The organism is Streptomyces sp. SID5469 (genome assembly GCF_009862865.1).
Classification (GTDB): Bacteria; Actinomycetota; Actinomycetes; order Streptomycetales; family Streptomycetaceae; genus Streptomyces; species Streptomyces avermitilis.
On record NZ_WWIN01000001.1, the window covers coordinates 4,340,090 to 4,356,545 of the forward strand.

A 16,456-nucleotide genomic window follows, 5' to 3' on the forward strand; every position below is an offset into this window, starting at 1 on the left:
ACGATATGCAGGCCGGGCAAGGGACACCTCATGATCCAGTTCGACGCGGTCCACAAACGCTTCCCGAACGGAACGACAGCAGTCCACGATCTCTCCCTGGAGATGCCGGAAGGCGGTGTGACCGTCCTCGTCGGATCCTCCGGTTGCGGTAAGACGACCACGCTCAGGATGATCAACCGGATGGTCGATCCGACCTCCGGCACCATCCGGGTCGGCGGCCGGGACATCCTCGAACAGGACGCCGCCGAGCTGCGCCGCTCCATCGGTTACGTCATCCAGCAGTCGGGGCTCTTCCCGCACCGCACGGTGCTCGACAACATCGCCACCGTGCCGCTGCTCCTCGGCTGGGGCCGCCGCAAGGCACGGGCCCGGGCGGCCGAGCTCCTCGACACCGTGGGCCTCGCCGCCGACGCCGGCCGGCGGTACCCGCACCAGCTCTCCGGCGGCCAGCAGCAGCGCGTCGGAGTCGCCCGCGCCCTCGCCGCCGACCCGCCGGTCCTGCTCATGGACGAGCCGTTCGGCGCGGTCGACCCGGTCGTCCGCACCCAGCTCCAGGACGAACTCCTGCGCCTCCAGAAAGAGCTGAGCAAGACCATCGTCTTCGTCACGCACGACATCGACGAGGCGGTCCGGCTCGGCGACCAGATCGCGGTCTTCCGCACCGGCGGCCACCTCGTGCAGTGCGCCTCGCCCGCCGAACTGCTGGCCCGCCCGGCGGACGACTTCGTGGCGGACTTCCTCGGCGCCGAGCGCGGCCTCAAGCTGTTGTCGCTGACCACGCTCGCCGACGTCCCGCAGGGCCCCGCCCCCGAGGGCGGCGCCTGGACCCTCGTCCTCGACGAGGCCCGCCGGCCGCAGCACTGGCGTTCGAAGGACGGTGCCGAACTCCCCGTACGACCGCTCAGGGACCGCGACTCGCTGCTCGCCGCCCTGAACGAGTCGGTCGCCTCCCCGAACGGGCTGACGGTCCGTGTCGACGCGGACGGAGTCCTCACCGGGGTGTCGTCCCGCGACGACATCCACGAGCACGCGGGCCGGGCGCACAGCGAAGCGAGCGTCGCCGCGTGAGCGTCGACTGGTCGTGGATAGGCGACCACACCGACGACCTCACCGGTCTCACCCTCTCCCACCTCCAGGCCGCCCTGACCGCCGTCTTCTTCGGCCTGCTGATCTCCCTCCCACTGGCGGTGATCGCCCACCGGATCCGCCCGCTGCGCGGCTTCCTGCTCGGCCTGTCGAACGTGCTGTTCACGATCCCGTCGATCGCGATCTTCGTCCTCCTCCTGCCGGTCTCGGGGCTGACCCGCACCACGACCGTCATCGGCCTGACCGTCTACACCCTGGTCGTTCTGCTGCGGAACACGGTCGAGGGCCTCGACTCGGTCCCGGTGAAGACGAAGGAGGCCGCCAAGGCGATGGGCACCCGCCCGCTGCGCACCCTCCTCACCGTCGAACTCCCCCTCGCCCTCCCCGTGATCATGGCGGGCGTCCGGATCGCGACGGTCATGTCGATCTCCCTGGTCTCCGTGGCGACGTACATCGGAGACGGCGGCCTCGGCCAGCTCTTCACGGACGGCTTCCAGCGCAACTTCCCGACGCCGGTGATCGTGGGCGTCGTACTGACGATCCTGCTGGCCCTGGTCGCGGACGCGCTCCTGGTGGCGGTCCAGTACGCACTCACCCCGTGGAAGAGGCGGCGCGCCTGATGTACGAACTCTTCAAGAACCTCGGCGCCTGGCTGGTCAGCGGCGACCAGTGGACCGGCCCGGACGGCATCGCGCACCGCCTCGCCGAGCACCTCCAGTACTCGCTGCTCGCCACCCTCGTCGCCGCCGCGATCGCGCTGCCCGTCGGCCTGCTGATCGGGCACACCGGGCGCGGCGCGTTCCTCGCCATCAACCTCGCGTCCTTCGGCCGCGCGCTGCCCACCGTGGGCCTGGTCGTGCTCGTCTTCCTGGCCAGCGGTCTGTCGATGTGGCCGGTGTACATCGCGCTGGTCGCCCTCGCGGTCCCGGCGATCGTGACGAACACGTACGCGGGCATGACCGCCGTCGACCCGGATGTGAAGGACGCCGCGCGCGGGCAGGGCATGCGCTGGCACCAGGTCCTCTTCCAGGTGGAGCTTCCCCTCGCGCTCCCGCTGATCATGACGGGTCTGAGGCTCGCGCTGATCCAGGTCGTCGCGACGGCCACGATCGCCGCGTACGTGTCCTTCGGCGGCCTGGGCCGCTATGTCTTCGACGGCCTCGCCCAGCGCGACCTGGTCCAGGTCCTGGGCGGCGCGGTGCTCGTCGCCGCGGTCGCCGTCGTCCTCGACCTGGCGCTCTCCGCCCTCCAGCGCTTCCTCTTCCTCCCCCACTCTCGGCTTCGCTCGAGCGGGGGGACCCCCACCCGCACCGCCTAGGCCTCAGGGAACCCACCGAAATGAATCGTCGTACTCTCCTCGGCGGCCTGTTCGCGGCCGCCTCCGTCCCCGCCCTCGCCGCGTGCAGCAGCGGTATCACCTCCCTCGACAGCCAGGGAAGCGGCGGCTCGGGCGGCGGCTCCAGCAAGGGCGGGGTCATCATCGGCACCGCCAACTTCACCGAGAACCAGGTCCTCGGCCACCTCTACGCGGCCGCCCTGGAGGCGGCCGGCGTCAGGACGACGGTCCGGCCCAACCTCGGCACCCGCGAGATCCTCATCCCCGCGCTCAGGGGAGGCGACATCGACCTGCTCCCCGAGTACCAGGGCGCCCTGCTGCACTACCTCGCCCCGAAGGCGACGGCCACGGAGGAGGGCGCGATGCAGAACGCCCTCACCGTCGCCCTCCCGTCCGGCCTCCAGGTGCTGCCGTACGGGATGGCCGAGGACTCCGACGCCTTCGTCGTCACACGGGCGACGGCGAAGAAGTACGGCCTGTCCTCCCTCGCCGACCTGAAGAAGCAGAACGGCGAGCTGGTCATCGGCGCCGCCGCCGAGGTGAAGAAGCGTCAGGTCGGCGTGGTCGGCCTGAAGGACGTGTACGGGGTGGAGTTCAAGGAGTTCAAGTCCCTGGACTCCTCCGGGCCGCTGGTCAAGGGCGCCCTGAGGAAGGGCGACGTGGACGTGGCGAACCTCTTCACCACCGACACCGACATCCAGGCCAACGACTGGGTGGTCCTGTCCGACCCCAGGAACCTCGTCCCGGGCCAGCACGTCGTCCCGCTCATCGCCGACCGCAAGGCCGACTCCACGGTCCGCAGGGCCCTCGCCGAACTCGGCAACGTCCTCACCACCGCCCAGCTGACCGAGCTCAACCGCCAGGTGGACAAGGACAAGAAGGACCCGGAGGACGTGGCGAACGCGTACGCCGAGCAGCACGGGCTGGTGAAGAAGAAGTAGGAGAAGAAGCGGGAAGGGGGGCCTGCGGGGGTGCGGCCCAGCTCGAACAGGGGGGCTACCCCCAGTGCCGCGGCGACCACGGCACGCCTACCGTGAGCGCCATGACCGGTATGGATGCCCGCGACGCCGAACTGAAGAAGGAACTCGACGCCACCCTGCACGCGCGCAGGGAGCTGGGGGACGAGTACGAGTCCGCGCTGGTGGACTCGTTCCTGGAGAAGGTGGATCAGCGCATCGACGGCGCGGTCGACCGCCGGGTGCGGCGTCAGCTGGCCGAGCAGCAGATGGTGGTGGCCCGTGGCGCACGGTCCCCGCAGGCCACGGACTCCTGGGGTGAGCGCTTCGGCTTCGGCATCGTCTCGCTCGTCCTCGCGATCCCCCTGTCCGCGATCGGCGCCACCGCCCACCTCCCCGGACTCCTGATCACCTGGATGGGCATCGTGGGCGTCAACGTGGTGCAGGCGATGCGCGTGTTCCCGTCCTTCGGCCGCCGCGGCGACAAGCCGGAACCGGACTGGGAAGGCTAGGACCGGCCTGCTGCCGGGAAAGTGTTGCGCGGGGACCGCCGCACCCCCGTTACCGGGGGGCGGGACGACGGCGGTCCCCGCGAGGGACGCGGGCCGGGTCAGGGCCAGGCTTACGCGTCCGTGGCGTCCATGGAGGTCCGGGAGCCGCTCCGGAGGTCCTTGGCGCCGTTTTCGGTGCCGGCCGGGGCGGGGAGCCGCTCCCGCCCTGCCGACATCCACCAATGTGCCGGACGCGTGTTAAGCGGGTGCTGCGCGGACGTGACGCGCTCGTACCACTTCTACGAAGTTCCGTGCCATGCCCCGCCGGACGGACCCGAAGACCCGCCCGCCGGACGGACGGACCGGATGAGCCGCCCGCCGGACGGACCCGAAGGTCCGTCCGGCGGGCGGGGCCGCGGCTACTGCTTGCCGCCGCCCTTGGCCAGGAACGACAGCAGGTCCTGGCGGCTGACCACACCGGTCGGCTTGCCCTCGACGAGGACGATCGCCGCGTCGGCCGTGCCGAGGACGGACATCAGGTCCCCGACGGGCTCGCCTGAACCGACCTGCGGCAGCGGCGCGGACATGTGCTTCTCCAGCGGGTCCTGCAAGGAGGCGCGCTGCGTGAACAGCGCGTCGAGCAGCTCGCGTTCGACGACCGAGCCGACGACCTCGGCGGCCATGACGTCCGGGTGGCCGGCGCCCGGCTTCACGATCGGCATCTGCGAGACGCCGTACTCGCGCAGCACCTCGATCGCCTCGCCGACGGTCTCGTCGGGGTGCATGTGGACGAGGGAGGGGATGGAGCCGCCCGCCTTGTCGCTGAGGACGTCGGCGACGCGGGCGCTGGGCCCGGAGTCCTCGAGGAAGCCGTAGTCGGCCATCCATTCGTCGTTGAAGATTTTACTGAGGTACCCGCGCCCGCTGTCGGGCAGCAGCACCACGACCACGTCGTCCGGCCCGAGCCGCTCGGCGACCCGCAGCGCGGCGACGACGGCCATGCCGCAGGAACCGCCGACGAGCAGCCCCTCCTCCTTGGCGAGCCGCCGCGTCATCTGGAAGGAGTCCTTGTCGGACACGGCGACGATCTCGTCCGCGACCGTGCGGTCGTACGCGGTCGGCCAGAAGTCCTCGCCGACGCCCTCGACGAGGTACGGGCGCCCGGAGCCGCCGGAGTACACGGAGCCCTCGGGGTCGGCGCCGACGACCTGGACGCGGCCCTCACTGGCGTCCTTCAGGTAACGCCCGGTACCGGAAATGGTCCCGCCGGTGCCCACGCCCGCGACGAAGTGGGTGATCTTCCCCTCCGTCTGCTCCCACAGCTCGGGGCCGGTGGAGTGATAGTGCGAAAGGGGGTTGTTCGGGTTGGAGTACTGGTCCGGCTTCCACGCACCGGGCGTCTCGCGCACGAGCCGGTCCGAGACGTTGTAGTAGGAGTCGGGGTGCTCGGGGTCGACGGCGGTCGGGCAGACCACCACCTCGGCCCCGTAGGCACGCAGCACATTGATCTTGTCAGTGCTCACCTTGTCGGGGCACACGAAGATGCACTTGTACCCCTTCTGCTGCGCGACGATGGCGAGCCCGACACCGGTGTTTCCGCTGGTCGGCTCGACGATCGTGCCACCGGGCTGCAAAGCGCCGCTCTCCTCCGCGGCCTCGATCATCCGCAGGGCGATGCGGTCCTTCACGGAACCGCCCGGGTTGAAGTACTCGACCTTCGCGAGGACGGTCGCCTGAATGCCCGCGGTCACGCTGTTGAGCCTCACCAGCGGGGTGTTGCCGACGAGACTGATCATCGAGTCGTGGAATTGCACCGTTGTCTCCGGAGCTGCAAAGAAGTGGTCGTTAGGTCCCGCCAGCCTACGGCCCCCTACACGCGTTCACGTGCCGTTGAGATTGGCCGACCGCCTCTACGGGGCAAGCAGTGGTTGTACGGCTACAAGGAGGTGGCGGCGGCGGATGACGAGCTTGTCGAGGGCGAGGGTGGCCCGGCGCATCGCGGCGGGTGCCGCGTACGGCGGTGGTGGGATCGGTCTGGTGGGCGCGGCGACGATCGGCGTCGTGCTGGCCGAGGTGCAGCTGGCCAAGCGCCATGTGGGCAACGGCAGTGCGCCGCACCCGCCGAGCGCGGAGGGCCGCTACGGATACGCGTACACCGTCCCCGGTGAACCGCCGCTCCGGCTGACGATGCTCGGCGACTCCACCGCCGCCGGTCAGGGCGTACGCCGATCGGGTCAAACTCCGGGCGCTCTGCTGGCCTCCGGGCTCGCGGCGGTCGCCGAGCGCCCGGTGGTGCTGCGGAACGTGGCGCTGCCGGGCGCCCAGTCGGACGATCTCGACCGCCAGGTCGGCCTGGTCCTCGGCGCCTCCGAACAGGTGCCCGACGTCTGCGTGATCATGGTCGGGGCGAACGATGTGACGCACCGCATGCCGGCCACCCGCTCGGTCCGCCATCTCGCCGCCGCGGTACGCCGGCTGCGCACCGCGGGTGCGGAGGTGGTCGTGGGCACCTGCCCCGACCTGGGCACGATCGAGCCGGTCCAGCAGCCGCTGCGCTGGCTGGCCCGCCGCGCCTCGCGCCAGCTGGCGGCCGCGCAGACGATCGGGGCGGTGGAGCAGGGCGGGCGCACGGTGTCGCTGGGCGACCTGCTCGGCCCGGAGTTCGCGGCGAACCCCCGGGAACTCTTCGGCCCCGACCACTACCACCCCTCGGCGGAGGGCTACGCGACCGCCGCGATGGCGATACTGCCGACGGTCTGCGCGGCGCTCGGCCTGTGGCCGGCGGAGGAGGAGCGCCCGGACGTCTCCCGCCGCGAGGGCTTCCTGCCGGTGGCACGGGCGGCGGCCGAGGCCGCGTCCGAGCCGGGCACGGAGGTCACGGCGGCGATGCCGACCGGACCGCGGGGCCCCTGGGCCCTCCTCAAGCGGCGGCGCCGGCGGCGGCTGCCGGCCGCCGACGCGACGGCCCCGGCGACACCGGCCCGGGAGACGTCGGCGTGAGCTCCGCCGGGGGCGGCCGCCCCCGGCGCCCGCTTCGGCCGGACACGCCACGCCCGGCTCCCGCCCCCGCGTCCGCCCCGGCATGCCCCTCCGCCCCTCGCATGAGCAAGCGCTTAGAAAAGTGCGGCCGGGGTCACACCTCCACCCCCGTGACCTCCTTCGTACGTACGGGTAACTTCCCAATCAGCCCTGCCCGTAGGTACACCCGTACGCCAATGGAGCCGTGATGCCCGAAGCCGTGATCGTCTCGACCGCCCGCTCCCCCATCGGCCGCGCTTTCAAGGGCTCCCTCAAGGACCTGCGCCCGGACGACCTGACCGCCACGATCATCCAGGCCGCCCTCGCCAAGGTCCCCGAGCTGGACCCCAAGGACATCGACGACCTGATGCTCGGCTGTGGCCTCCCCGGCGGTGAGCAGGGCCACAACCTCGGCCGCATCGTCGCCGTGCAGATGGGCATGGACCACCTCCCGGGCTGCACCATCACCCGTTACTGTTCCTCCTCGCTCCAGACGTCCCGCATGGCCCTGCACGCCATCAAGGCCGGCGAGGGCGACGTCTTCATCTCCGCGGGCGTCGAGGCGGTGTCCCGCAGCGTCAAGGGCAACTCCGACAGCCTGCCCGACACCCACAACCCCCTCTTCGCCGAGGCCGAGGCCCGCACCGCCGCCGTCGCCGAGAGCGCGGGCGCGTCCTGGCACGACCCGCGCGAGGACGGTCTGATCCCGGACGCGTACATCTCGATGGGCCAGACCGCCGAGAACCTCGCCCGCATCAAGGGCGTCACCCGTCAGGACATGGACGAGTTCGGCGTCCGCTCCCAGAACCTCGCCGAGGAAGCCATCAAGAACGGCTTCTGGGAGCGCGAGATCACGCCGGTCACGACCCCCGACGGCACGGTCGTCAGCAAGGACGACGGCCCGCGCGCCGGCGTCACCCTGGAGGGCGTGCAGGGCCTCAAGCCGGTCTTCCGCCCCGACGGCCTCGTCACGGCCGGCAACTGCTGCCCCCTCAACGACGGCGCCGCCGCCCTCGTGATCATGTCGGACACGAAGGCCCGCGAGCTCGGTCTCACCCCGCTCGCCCGCATCGTCTCCACCGGCGTCACCGGCCTCTCCCCGGAGATCATGGGCCTCGGCCCGGTCGAGGCGTCCAAGCAGGCGCTCCGGCGCGCGGGCCTGACCATCGACGACATCGACCTGGTCGAGATCAACGAGGCCTTCGCCGCCCAGGTGATCCCGTCCTACCGCGACCTCGGCATCGACCTGGACAAGCTGAACGTCAACGGCGGCGCGATCGCCGTCGGCCACCCCTTCGGCATGACCGGCGCCCGCATCACCGGCACGCTCATCAATTCCCTCCAGTTCCACGACAAGCAGTTCGGTCTGGAGACGATGTGCGTCGGCGGCGGCCAGGGCATGGCGATGGTCATCGAGCGCCTCAGCTGAGACCGGCTGCGCGCCGCCGGCCGAACCCGGCCGCGTGACGGGAGGCGGACCCAGCGTGACCTTCAGGCCCGGAGCCCGGGAATCCCAAGGGGTTCCCCCCGGCTCCGGGCCGTTTTGTGATCCAATCTCCCCCAGGATGTGACCTATCTCCCTCCAGGAGAGGATTCACGCAGGTCAGAGCAGTTTCACGCCGATCCCCGGGCCGAAAGTCCTGCCCGTTTCGTGACGTTACGCACTGACAGCTGCTTAGTCCGCCCTTCAAGCTGATGTAGGAAGTCGGGGGGTCGACTTTGAACCGGGAGTACGTCAGTGAGCGCCATGCCGATTGCTCTGCTGCTCACCACAGCCGCCACCGCGGTTGTGGGCGTCGCCGTCCTGCGCACCCTCCAGTCGCTGCGCCGGCAGATAGCGGCTCTGCACACCGAACTGACCGAGAGCCGCGCCGCGAGCGCGCGCGGTCTCGTGCCCGCCGCCCGCTCCACCGCCGACGCGGAGGAGATACGTGCCGCCGTGGCCGAGGCGCTCGCCGAGGAGCGGGAGCGCGAGCTGGCCGAGGCACGGGCGTTCTGGGCCGCCCAGGAGGCGCGTGACATCTCCGACGCGCCGTCCCTGCTGGGCCTGCCCGACAGTGATCTGTTCCTGCCGCGCCAGTCGGACTTCATGGGCCTGGAGCACGACAGCCTCGAGCCGGTGGCCGAGCCGGGTCTGGAGGCCGACGAGCTCTCCGGGGAGTCGCCCGAGCTGGCCGCGGCCCGCCGCCGCCACCCCTCGCACCCGGACTTCGTGCCGGTCCAGTCACCCGTCGTGGGCGACCACGAGCGCACGGTGACCTGCCTGGAAGAGCTCGCCGAGTCGCGTACCGAACTGGCCGACATCCGCCCCGGCCCGCTGGGCACCCTCGACGTCTACGTCTTCGCGGACGGTACGACCCTGTGCATGACCCCGGGCCACCGGGACACCGCCGAGCGGCTGTCCGCGGCCCTGCGCGCCGGCGACACTCCGGTACTGCTCGGCGGCTCGGGCATCTCGGGGGCGTACGCGCTGACGTTCGCCTGCGGCGAGGAGACCGTGTACGTCCTGGCGGACCGCGTCATCGCGTCGCTGTAACCGCCGCCGGAGAGCGGCCTGCGCACCGCGTCGGGAGTCGGATCAGACCCCGGCGCGTTTCTGTGCCTCGACCACGAGGGTCACCGCCTCCGCGAGTTCCTCCTCGTTACTCAGTACGAGTGCCAGATCTCGTCCGGCGACGGTGATCTGGTCCGCGGCCGCGAACATGCCCGCGTCGGGCATCTCACGGGGCTCGGCGGCGGGGTCCTCCAGCCGCTGGGCGCGCAGCGCCAACTCCCTGGCCAGCCCCAGTGCTTCGGCCGCAGCACTTCGCTGGAGCCGGCTCTGCGGAGCGGCCCGCAGCAGGTCGGCGAAATGATCCACGGCACGGGTCAGAGGCGTCGTATCAACCACGCCGCGAGACTACGCGCCGCAGCGGGACTGTTGCCAACACGCGAACGCTCAGGCACGGTGACCTGAAGGACCGGCTTACATCCCCTTGCGTCCCGGAGGCGCCGATGTCCCAAGTCTTCTCCGCGGAGACCCATCGCAACCTGCTCGCCCGCATCCCCCATTGCACCGGTCGTGAAGTGTCCGACTGGCTGCGCACCGTCGACGAAGGCCCCGCTCTCTTCCGTTTCGAGGAAAAGGTCAGCTGGCTTCGCGCCGAGCACAACCTCGCGTACGGCCACGCCAAGGCGATCATTCACGAGTACGACCTGAGGAGGGCCGCGCGCAAACTGCTCTGAGCGCGCACCGCCGAACGAACCGGCATCCGAGCACCCGCAGCACGACGAAGGGCCCGCGAACCGGAGTTCGCGGGCCCTTCACTGCCGGGGCGGCGGCGCTAGTCGTTACTGCTGAAGATGGCGACCAGCCGCAGCATCTCGACGTAGATCCACACCAGGGTCATGGTCAGGCCGAACGCGGCCAGCCAGGCCTCCTCGCGCGGCGCGCCGTACGCGATGCCGTCCTCGATCTGCTTGAAGTCGAGGGTGAGGAAGAACGCGCCGAGCAGGATCGCGATGATGCCGACGACCGCGCCCAGCGGGCCCATGCTGCGCAGTCCGCCGTCGGGGGCGACCCCGAAGACGACCAGCAGCAGGTTGACCGCCATGACCAGGATGAAGGCGATGGCGATGGCCATGCCGATGCGCGCGTACCGCGCGGTCACGCGGATCCAGCCCGCCTTGTAGACGAGCAGGGTCGCGCCGGCGACCGCCATGGTGCCGAGCACCGCCTGGAAGGGCGCGCCCGACCACTGGCTGTTGAACATCTCGCTGATGACCCCGAGGAAGACTCCCTCGAAGGCGGCGTAGGCGAGGATCAGCGCGGGCGAGGCCGTGCGCTTGAAGGACTGCACCATCGCCAGGACGAACGCGATGAGCGCGGCGCCGATCGCCAGCGCGTAGCTGGTGCTCGTCACCGGCAGCACGGCCCAGGCGAGGATCGCGCCGACCGCGACCGTGCCGAGCGTCATCGCCGAGCGCATGACGACGTCGTCCATCGTCATCCGGCCGGTGGAGACCGGAGCCTGCGGCGGAGCGCCGTACTGCTGGCCCTGCTGGGCGTACGGGTTCTGCGCGTAGGGGTTGCCGCCCTGCTGGGCGTACGGGTTGGCCTGCGTGCCGACAGCGGGTCCCCCGGCCGGCGGCGCGGTGTTGAAGCCCGCGTAGCCGTTGTCGCGGCTGAACCCCCGACGCGAGAAGACCGGGTTACTGCTCCTCATTTCACTCCTCCATGGCCACCTGGCGTGGCCTTGGCCTCAAGAGTAATAGGTAGGCAAAGGATTGACCCTACTGCTTAAGAAGGATCTTTCCCCTGTGCTGCCACGGTACGCGTGTGTCCCATGCCCGGCGAGCACTGGTACGAAGCCGTAACAGGGCGCTCGACCGGTAGTGGTCCGGTGCCCGTTCGGCGCCCGGTCAGTCATCCGCCGACGACCGGCCGGCGACCGGCCGGCGGCCGAGCGCCCGTTCGGGTCACTCCAGGGGGAACCGGTGTACCCCTCCGCGAGGTCGGCCTCGGCGGCGCGGGAGGACGTGATCCGCTCCAGGCGGGCCAGCTGGACGCGCTCCTCGAACGGCGTGGCGGCCGGCGGGCGGTGCAGCAGGGTCGTCATGTCGTACGAGAACCGCTCGGCCTGCCAGACGCGGCGCAGACAGGTCGCGGAGTACGCGTCGAGGCGCTCGCCCGATCCCGTCTCCTTCAGGTGCGTCAGCGCCCGCGCGAAGGTCACGACGTCCCCGACGGCGAGGTTGAGGCCCTTGGCCCCGGTCGGCGGCACGATGTGCGCCGCGTCCCCGGCGAGGAAGAGCCGGCCGTGCCGCATGGGCTCGTGGACGTAGCCGCGCATGGGGGTGACGGACTTCTGGGTGATCGGCCCGCGCTCCAGCCGCCAGGCGTCGTCCGTCTCGAAGCGCCGCTCCAGCTCCGCCCAGATCTCGTCGTCCGCCCAGGCCTCGGCGTCCGTGCCCTCGGGCACCTGGAGGTAGAGCCGGGAGACGGCCGGCGAGCGCATGCTGAGCAGGGCGAAGCCGCGTTCGTGGCGGGCGTAGACGAGTTCGTCGTGGGAGGGGGCGACATCGGCGAGGACGCCGAGCCAGCCGAAGGGATACGTACGTTCGAAGACGCGCGACACCTCGGCGGGCACGGCCTGCCGGGCGACGCCCCGGAATCCGTCGCAGCCCACGACGTAGTCGCACTCCAGGACGTCCTCGCGCCCCTCGTGGGTGAACGGCACGCGCGGCCGCTCCGTCCCTGCCCCCTCCACGGCGAGCGCCTCGGCGCCGAAGAGCAGCGGTCCGCCCTCCTCGAGCTGGAGCGCGATGAGGTCCTTGCACACCTCGGTCTGCGCGTACACCATCACGGCGCGGCCGCCGGCGAGCGCGGGGAAGTCGACGCGGTGCCGCCTCCGGTCGAACCGCAGCTCGATCCCGTCGTGCCGCAGCCCTTCCCGGTCCATCCGCTCCCCGGCCCCGGCGGCCCGCAGCACGTCGACGGTCCCCTGCTCGAGGATCCCGGCGCGCTGGCGCCGCTCCACGTACGCCCGGTCCCGGCTCTCCAGAACCACCGAGTCGATCCCGGCGTTGCGCAGCAGCCGGGCCAGCAGCAGTCCGGCCGGTCCGGCCCCGATGATCCCGACGGTGGTACGCATCGGCACGCCCCTTCGCGTTCGCCCGGCCCCGTGGTCGAGTGACGGAGTTCGCATGGTGAACTTTCCTTCACCATGCTGGGTGAGTTTCCGACCGGAGGGGCGAGCTGTCAATGCCCGGAACGGCCTGCGGGCCCGGCGCCGTTGTGTCATCCGTAGGTCAGGCTCAGCGCCAGGTAGCAGGCGAAGGTGGACAGGACGTAGTACGCCGGGGACGCCGCGGGCCAGCGCGGGGTCCGGGTCCGCCAGAACCGCCAGCCGGCCCGGGCCGGCAGCAGCAGGGGCAGCAGGGCCAGCGGCGTCAGCAAGGCCACCGGACGGGCCTGGGTCATCAGCAGCAGGACCGACAGCACCGGCGCGATCAGCGCCACGGCCACCGTCCCGCCGAGGCCGAGGGCATCGACATAACTGCGTTCGCCGGGCCGTGTCCGCCGGGTGATCTTCTTGGCGAACTCCATGTGGACGGTGACCAGCACGGTGATCACGATGGCCAGGACTCCCTCGCGGCCGGGGCCCGAGGACGTGTCGTGGAGGTAGCGGGCGTAGAGGTAGACGTGGAGCAGCAACTGAGCGGGGAAGCTGAACAGGAGGCTCAGGAACAGCCGGTCTCCCGGTGGCCAGCCCAGAAGGCGGTCGACGGTCAGAAAGAGCCCGCAGTAGCCGAGTTGGGCCGCCAGGACCGCGAGGGCCGTGGGGCTGCCGGCGTTGAGTGCCAGCACGAGCACCGCGCCGGCCGCGCACAGCACCAGCAGGTCCTTCATCCGCACGGTTCCGGCGGCCAGCGGCCGCTTCGGGTGGAACGCGCGGTCGTACGCCAGATCGCGGATGTCATCCACGGCGCGCATCAGCAGCAGGGTGACGGTGAGCGTGACGGCGGCTGTGAAGGTGCCGGTTCCGGGCCGCCAGGGCGGGCTCTGCGGCTGCACGGCCGCGAACAGCCCGGTGACCCCGTACGCCCACAGGAACGCGAACAGCACCGACGGCAGCGGGGGGTAACTGCCCGCCACGAAGCGGGTCCAGCGTCTCAGCACCGTCCGTCCTCCTTCGTGTGCCAGCGCACCGGCAGTTCCCACACGCCGCGCATGAACATCTGGTCGCGCCAGCGGAGTTCCGCCGGTTCGACCGCCAGTTCCAGGTGGTCCAGGCGCTCCAGGACCGCGGTCAGACCCTCCTGGAGCTCCACCCGGGCGTGTGCGGCACCCAGGCACATGTGCCGGCCGTGGCCGAAGCCGATGTGCGGGTTGGGCGCGCGGTCCGGGCGGAACTCGTCCGCGTCGGGGAAGACACCGGGGTCGCGGTTGGCCGCGTCGGTGAGCGGGATGACGACCTGGCCCGCGGGCAGGACCCGGCCCGCGAGTTCGACGTCCTCGAGTGCCACGTGCGGCTGGCCGCCGGTACCGGCGAACCACACCCACCGCAGCAGTTCCTCCACGACGGCCGGCACCGCGGACGCGTCGCGCCTGAGCCGGTCGGCGAGGCCGGGTGTGCCCAGTACCTGGAGGACGCACATCGCGAGATGGGAGGCGGTGGTCTCGCCGCCCGCCATCATCAGGCCGAAGCCGAAGACGACGATCTCCTCGTCGCTGAGCCGGGTCTCCCGCGGCGCGGACAGCAGCGACGTCAGCAGGTCGTCCCCGGGGCACCCGGCCGCGATCGCCTCGCGGCGCGCGGCCAGTTGTCCGAAGAAGTAGCCGTACATGACCTCGTGGGCGCGGGCTGCCTCGTCGGCGGAGAAGCGTCCGGCGGACATCATCACCGTCACCGACGGCAGCAGTCGGTCCAGATCGGCCACCGGCACGCCGAGCATCTCGCAGATCACCCGGTACGGGAACGGAGTGGTGAACTCGGCGATCAGGTCGACCGGCCGGCCGGTGTCCGCGGCCTGAAGGGAGTCGAGCAGTTCCGCGGCGATCCGCGCGATGCGGGGCCGGTCCTCCTCGGCTCTGCGGTGCGTGAAGCGGGACTGGACCCGGCTGCGACGCCGGGTGTGCGTGGGCGCGTCGCTGGTGACCAGCGCGAGCGCACCGGACCTGCGGGCGAACAGGGTGCCGTTGGCCCACGCCTCCCGGCTGAAACGGTCGTCGGACAGCACGGTCCTGACGTCGGCGTACCGGGTCACCAGCAGGGCCTCGCGGCCGTTCGCCAGCCCTACCGGCACCAACGGCTCGCCCCGGTAGCGGTCCAGGAGCACGGGGTCCAGGGGGATGCCGGACAGGCCGGGGAAGGGAAAGCGGGGCAGGTCCGCCGTGCTGGGGGCGTGCGGGTCCGCCGCGTGGGGGGCGGACCGGTCCGCCGTACGGGGGGCGGGGGCGGCCGGTGCGTCGGGCGGACCGGGGGCCGGAGCACCGGCTGCCGTGCCCGGGTCGGCCGGCAGCGGCAGAACGTCCGTCCCGCCGCCGGCGCCCGAGAACGGGCACCGTGCGCTCGCGCCGCTCATCGCAGCCACCCCTCGGCGGGCTCCAGCGCCTGGTCCGGCGCCCCGTGCCAGTACTCGTGCAAGGACTCGCACCGCCCGTCCGGCGCGAACCGCAGCGCCAGACAGCCCGCCGCGTTGCGGGGCGTACCGGTGGCGGGGTCGTACAGCACGCACCACCACTCCACGGCGGCCCGCCGGCCCGACACGAGGGGTTCCCCGAACCACATCTTCGCGTCCTTCTGCCGTGACAGCGTCCCGCGCCAGTGCTCGGCCACGGCCGCCCGGCCGGTGTGCGGGGCGCCGTAGGGGCCCTGGTGGTAGACGGCGTCGTCGGTGAAGAGGGCGGCTATCGCCTCCGCGTCGCGGGCACGCCACCCCGCCTCCAGCGAACCGATCCACCGGGCCACGGTCATGGTGCCCTCTGCTTGCGAGACGGTCACTTCCACTCCTTGTATGCCGACGGGCTTCCGGTGGCCCAGGACGGATTGCCGGTGATCTCCACGACCGCGCCGAACAGGGAGACCCCGAAGCTGTTGTTGATCATCAGGACCCGGTCGCCCTCGACGACCTGGCGGGTCTCGACGAGATGGTGCAGCGCGGCGAGTTGGTCGCTGGTGGTCATGTGGCCGAGGTGTCGGCCGAAGTCGAGTACGCCCCGCGCCGGGTCGATCCCCAGGGGTTCGAGCACGGCCCGGATGTACTCGGGACCCCCGGAGAGCACGTGGGTGACCCGGGTGATGTCGGACGGGCGCAGCCCCGCGTCCTCGATGGCCCGCAGCGCGATCTCGGTACGGCCCGCGTCCAGCGACTTCCTGGCGAGCGTGGCGGCCCCCGGGTTGTCGTGGGCGTAGTCGAGCACCCGGGCGACCAGGTCGATGCGGCCGGTGCGGGTCCGGTTCGGCGGGAACAGGGGGCCGCGGGGCCGGTTCATCTCCTCCAGCTCCGGCAGCGACGCCGAGACGATCGACCTGACCCGGGCGAAGCCTCCGCGGCTGGACAGGACGACCGCGGTGGCCGCGTCGCCGAGGATGGACGGCCGCTTCATGCGCGCGCCCGCCTGGTAGCGCCAGCGGTCGACGCGTTCGGTGCCGAAGTTCTCGGCGGCGGTCACGAGCGCCGCCGCTCTCGCCGGATCGGCGCTGAGGTAGCCGTGGGCCAGTTCCAGGGCGCCCAGGGCCGCGTTGCAGCCCTGCCGGACCTCCATGGCGGGCACCTGGGTGCCCACCGCGTGCCGCAGCACGTACTGGTGCGGCGTCCACAGCTCGGGGCCCTGCTCGTGCAGCGAGGCGTGCAGCACCAGCGCGATGTCGGCGGCCGGGTGCCCGGAGCGCTCCAGCGCGGTGCGGGCGGCCTTCACCGCCATCTCGGGCGGGGAGATGTTCCCGGCGACGGCGGCGCCGGTCCAGCCGCCGTTCCTGTGTTCCGCCGCCTCGTACCGGCCCTCGGCGACGGCGCGCTCGGCGGGATAGGGCCTGGGCAGGTAGCAGCCGAGGCCGGCGATGTGCAGGTTGTCCACGCGCACG

The 16,456-nt window shown here is 71.6% G+C and carries 16 protein-coding genes and 1 pseudogene; 9 read left to right on the plus strand and 8 right to left on the minus strand.

The window, feature by feature from the left end:
• Window positions 1-30: 30 nt before the first annotated feature.
• The 5 genes from GTY58_RS18305 to GTY58_RS18325 all read left to right on the plus strand — a co-directional run bounded on the left by GTY58_RS18305 (window position 31) and on the right by GTY58_RS18325 (window position 3,890).
• Window positions 31-1,068: an ABC transporter ATP-binding protein gene (locus GTY58_RS18305; RefSeq protein ID WP_037644895.1), complete on the plus strand. Its 1,038-nt coding sequence runs from the start codon at window positions 31-33 to the stop codon at window positions 1,066-1,068.
• Window positions 1,065-1,706 carry an ABC transporter permease gene (locus GTY58_RS18310; protein WP_010984937.1) on the plus strand — a complete coding sequence of 214 codons (642 nt, stop codon included), beginning with the start codon at window positions 1,065-1,067 and terminating at the stop codon, window positions 1,704-1,706. Before GTY58_RS18305 ends, GTY58_RS18310 begins: the two co-directional genes overlap by 4 nt.
• Window positions 1,706-2,404 carry an ABC transporter permease gene (locus GTY58_RS18315; protein ID WP_037644894.1) on the plus strand — a complete coding sequence of 233 codons (699 nt, stop codon included), beginning with the start codon at window positions 1,706-1,708 and terminating at the stop codon, window positions 2,402-2,404. Before GTY58_RS18310 ends, GTY58_RS18315 begins: the two co-directional genes overlap by 1 nt.
• Window positions 2,405-2,424: 20 nt before the next feature.
• Window positions 2,425-3,363, plus strand: coding sequence for an ABC transporter substrate-binding protein (locus tag GTY58_RS18320; protein WP_010984939.1), 939 nt, complete (start codon window positions 2,425-2,427; stop codon window positions 3,361-3,363).
• Window positions 3,364-3,473: 110 nt separating this feature from the next.
• Window positions 3,474-3,890, plus strand: coding sequence for a hypothetical protein (locus tag GTY58_RS18325; RefSeq protein WP_037644893.1), 417 nt, complete (start codon window positions 3,474-3,476; stop codon window positions 3,888-3,890).
• Window positions 3,891-4,288: 398 nt separating this feature from the next.
• Here GTY58_RS18325 and GTY58_RS18330 read toward each other — a convergent pair whose 3' ends face one another.
• On the minus strand, window positions 4,289-5,683 hold the full coding sequence (locus GTY58_RS18330) for a cystathionine beta-synthase (protein ID WP_010984941.1): 1,395 nt from the start codon (window positions 5,681-5,683) through the stop codon (window positions 4,289-4,291).
• Window positions 5,684-5,828: 145 nt separating this feature from the next.
• On the opposite strand from GTY58_RS18330, the gene GTY58_RS18335 reads away from it, so the two are divergent.
• From GTY58_RS18335 to GTY58_RS18345, 3 genes are all read left to right on the plus strand, one after another.
• A complete protein-coding gene (locus GTY58_RS18335) occupies window positions 5,829-6,869 on the plus strand; it encodes an SGNH/GDSL hydrolase family protein (RefSeq protein ID WP_010984942.1) in 1,041 nt (346 codons plus the stop codon).
• A gap of 226 nt (window positions 6,870-7,095) precedes the next feature.
• Window positions 7,096-8,316, plus strand: a complete 1,221-nt coding sequence (locus tag GTY58_RS18340) for an acetyl-CoA C-acetyltransferase (RefSeq protein WP_037644890.1) — start codon at window positions 7,096-7,098, stop codon at window positions 8,314-8,316.
• 318 nt (window positions 8,317-8,634) lie between these two features.
• The gene (locus tag GTY58_RS18345) at window positions 8,635-9,423 is read left to right on the plus strand and encodes a hypothetical protein (protein WP_037644889.1); all 789 of its coding nucleotides are present in this window, start codon (window positions 8,635-8,637) and stop codon (window positions 9,421-9,423) included.
• 42 nt (window positions 9,424-9,465) lie between these two features.
• Here GTY58_RS18345 and GTY58_RS18350 read toward each other — a convergent pair whose 3' ends face one another.
• On the minus strand, window positions 9,466-9,777 hold the full coding sequence (locus GTY58_RS18350; RefSeq protein WP_010984945.1) for a hypothetical protein: 312 nt from the start codon (window positions 9,775-9,777) through the stop codon (window positions 9,466-9,468).
• Between the two features lie 104 nt (window positions 9,778-9,881).
• On the opposite strand from GTY58_RS18350, the gene GTY58_RS18355 reads away from it, so the two are divergent.
• Window positions 9,882-10,112: a DUF4287 domain-containing protein gene (locus GTY58_RS18355; RefSeq protein ID WP_010984946.1), complete on the plus strand. Its 231-nt coding sequence runs from the start codon at window positions 9,882-9,884 to the stop codon at window positions 10,110-10,112.
• A 98-nt stretch (window positions 10,113-10,210) separates the two neighbouring features.
• Here the strand turns inward: GTY58_RS18355 and GTY58_RS18360 are convergent, their stop codons facing one another.
• The 6 genes and pseudogenes from GTY58_RS18360 to GTY58_RS18385 all read right to left on the minus strand — a co-directional run bounded on the left by GTY58_RS18360 (window position 10,211) and on the right by GTY58_RS18385 (window position 16,455).
• Entirely contained in the window at window positions 10,211-11,092 is an 882-nt protein-coding gene (locus tag GTY58_RS18360; RefSeq protein WP_010984947.1) for a Bax inhibitor-1/YccA family protein, read from the minus strand.
• Window positions 11,093-11,353: 261 nt separating this feature from the next.
• A pseudogene (locus GTY58_RS18365) lies at window positions 11,354-12,520 on the minus strand (4-hydroxybenzoate 3-monooxygenase); the annotation flags it as partial.
• A 146-nt stretch (window positions 12,521-12,666) separates the two neighbouring features.
• Window positions 12,667-13,548: a hypothetical protein gene (locus tag GTY58_RS18370; protein ID WP_037644887.1), complete on the minus strand. Its 882-nt coding sequence runs from the start codon at window positions 13,546-13,548 to the stop codon at window positions 12,667-12,669.
• A complete protein-coding gene (locus GTY58_RS18375) occupies window positions 13,542-14,954 on the minus strand; it encodes a cytochrome P450 (RefSeq protein ID WP_010984950.1) in 1,413 nt (470 codons plus the stop codon). The genes GTY58_RS18370 and GTY58_RS18375 overlap by 7 nt, the downstream gene beginning before the upstream one ends.
• Window positions 14,951-15,373 (minus strand): nuclear transport factor 2 family protein, encoded by a 423-nt coding sequence (locus GTY58_RS18380; RefSeq protein ID WP_197586458.1) that lies wholly within the window; start codon window positions 15,371-15,373, stop codon window positions 14,951-14,953. Before GTY58_RS18380 ends, GTY58_RS18375 begins: the two co-directional genes overlap by 4 nt.
• Entirely contained in the window at window positions 15,370-16,455 is a 1,086-nt protein-coding gene (locus GTY58_RS18385) for a ketoacyl-ACP synthase III family protein (protein WP_010984952.1), read from the minus strand. Before GTY58_RS18385 ends, GTY58_RS18380 begins: the two co-directional genes overlap by 4 nt.
• Between the last annotated feature and the right edge of the window lies 1 nt (window position 16,456).

Bases quoted from the DNA above. Each gene is read 5' to 3' on its own strand.
- GTY58_RS18335 (WP_010984942.1), top strand. From the start codon at position 5,829: ATGACGAGCTTGTCGAGGGCGAGGGTGGCCCGGCGCATCGCGGCGGGT.
- GTY58_RS18360 (WP_010984947.1), bottom strand. From the start codon at position 11,092: ATGAGGAGCAGTAACCCGGTCTTCTCGCGTCGGGGGTTCAGCCGCGAC.
- GTY58_RS18315 (WP_037644894.1), top strand. From the start codon at position 1,706: ATGTACGAACTCTTCAAGAACCTCGGCGCCTGGCTGGTCAGCGGCGAC.
- GTY58_RS18325 (WP_037644893.1), top strand. From the start codon at position 3,474: ATGGATGCCCGCGACGCCGAACTGAAGAAGGAACTCGACGCCACCCTG.
- GTY58_RS18320 (WP_010984939.1), top strand. From the start codon at position 2,425: ATGAATCGTCGTACTCTCCTCGGCGGCCTGTTCGCGGCCGCCTCCGTC.
- GTY58_RS18355 (WP_010984946.1), top strand. From the start codon at position 9,882: ATGTCCCAAGTCTTCTCCGCGGAGACCCATCGCAACCTGCTCGCCCGC.
- GTY58_RS18345 (WP_037644889.1), top strand. From the start codon at position 8,635: ATGCCGATTGCTCTGCTGCTCACCACAGCCGCCACCGCGGTTGTGGGC.
- GTY58_RS18305 (WP_037644895.1), top strand. From the start codon at position 31: ATGATCCAGTTCGACGCGGTCCACAAACGCTTCCCGAACGGAACGACA.
- GTY58_RS18375 (WP_010984950.1), bottom strand. From the start codon at position 14,954: ATGAGCGGCGCGAGCGCACGGTGCCCGTTCTCGGGCGCCGGCGGCGGG.
- GTY58_RS18340 (WP_037644890.1), top strand. From the start codon at position 7,096: ATGCCCGAAGCCGTGATCGTCTCGACCGCCCGCTCCCCCATCGGCCGC.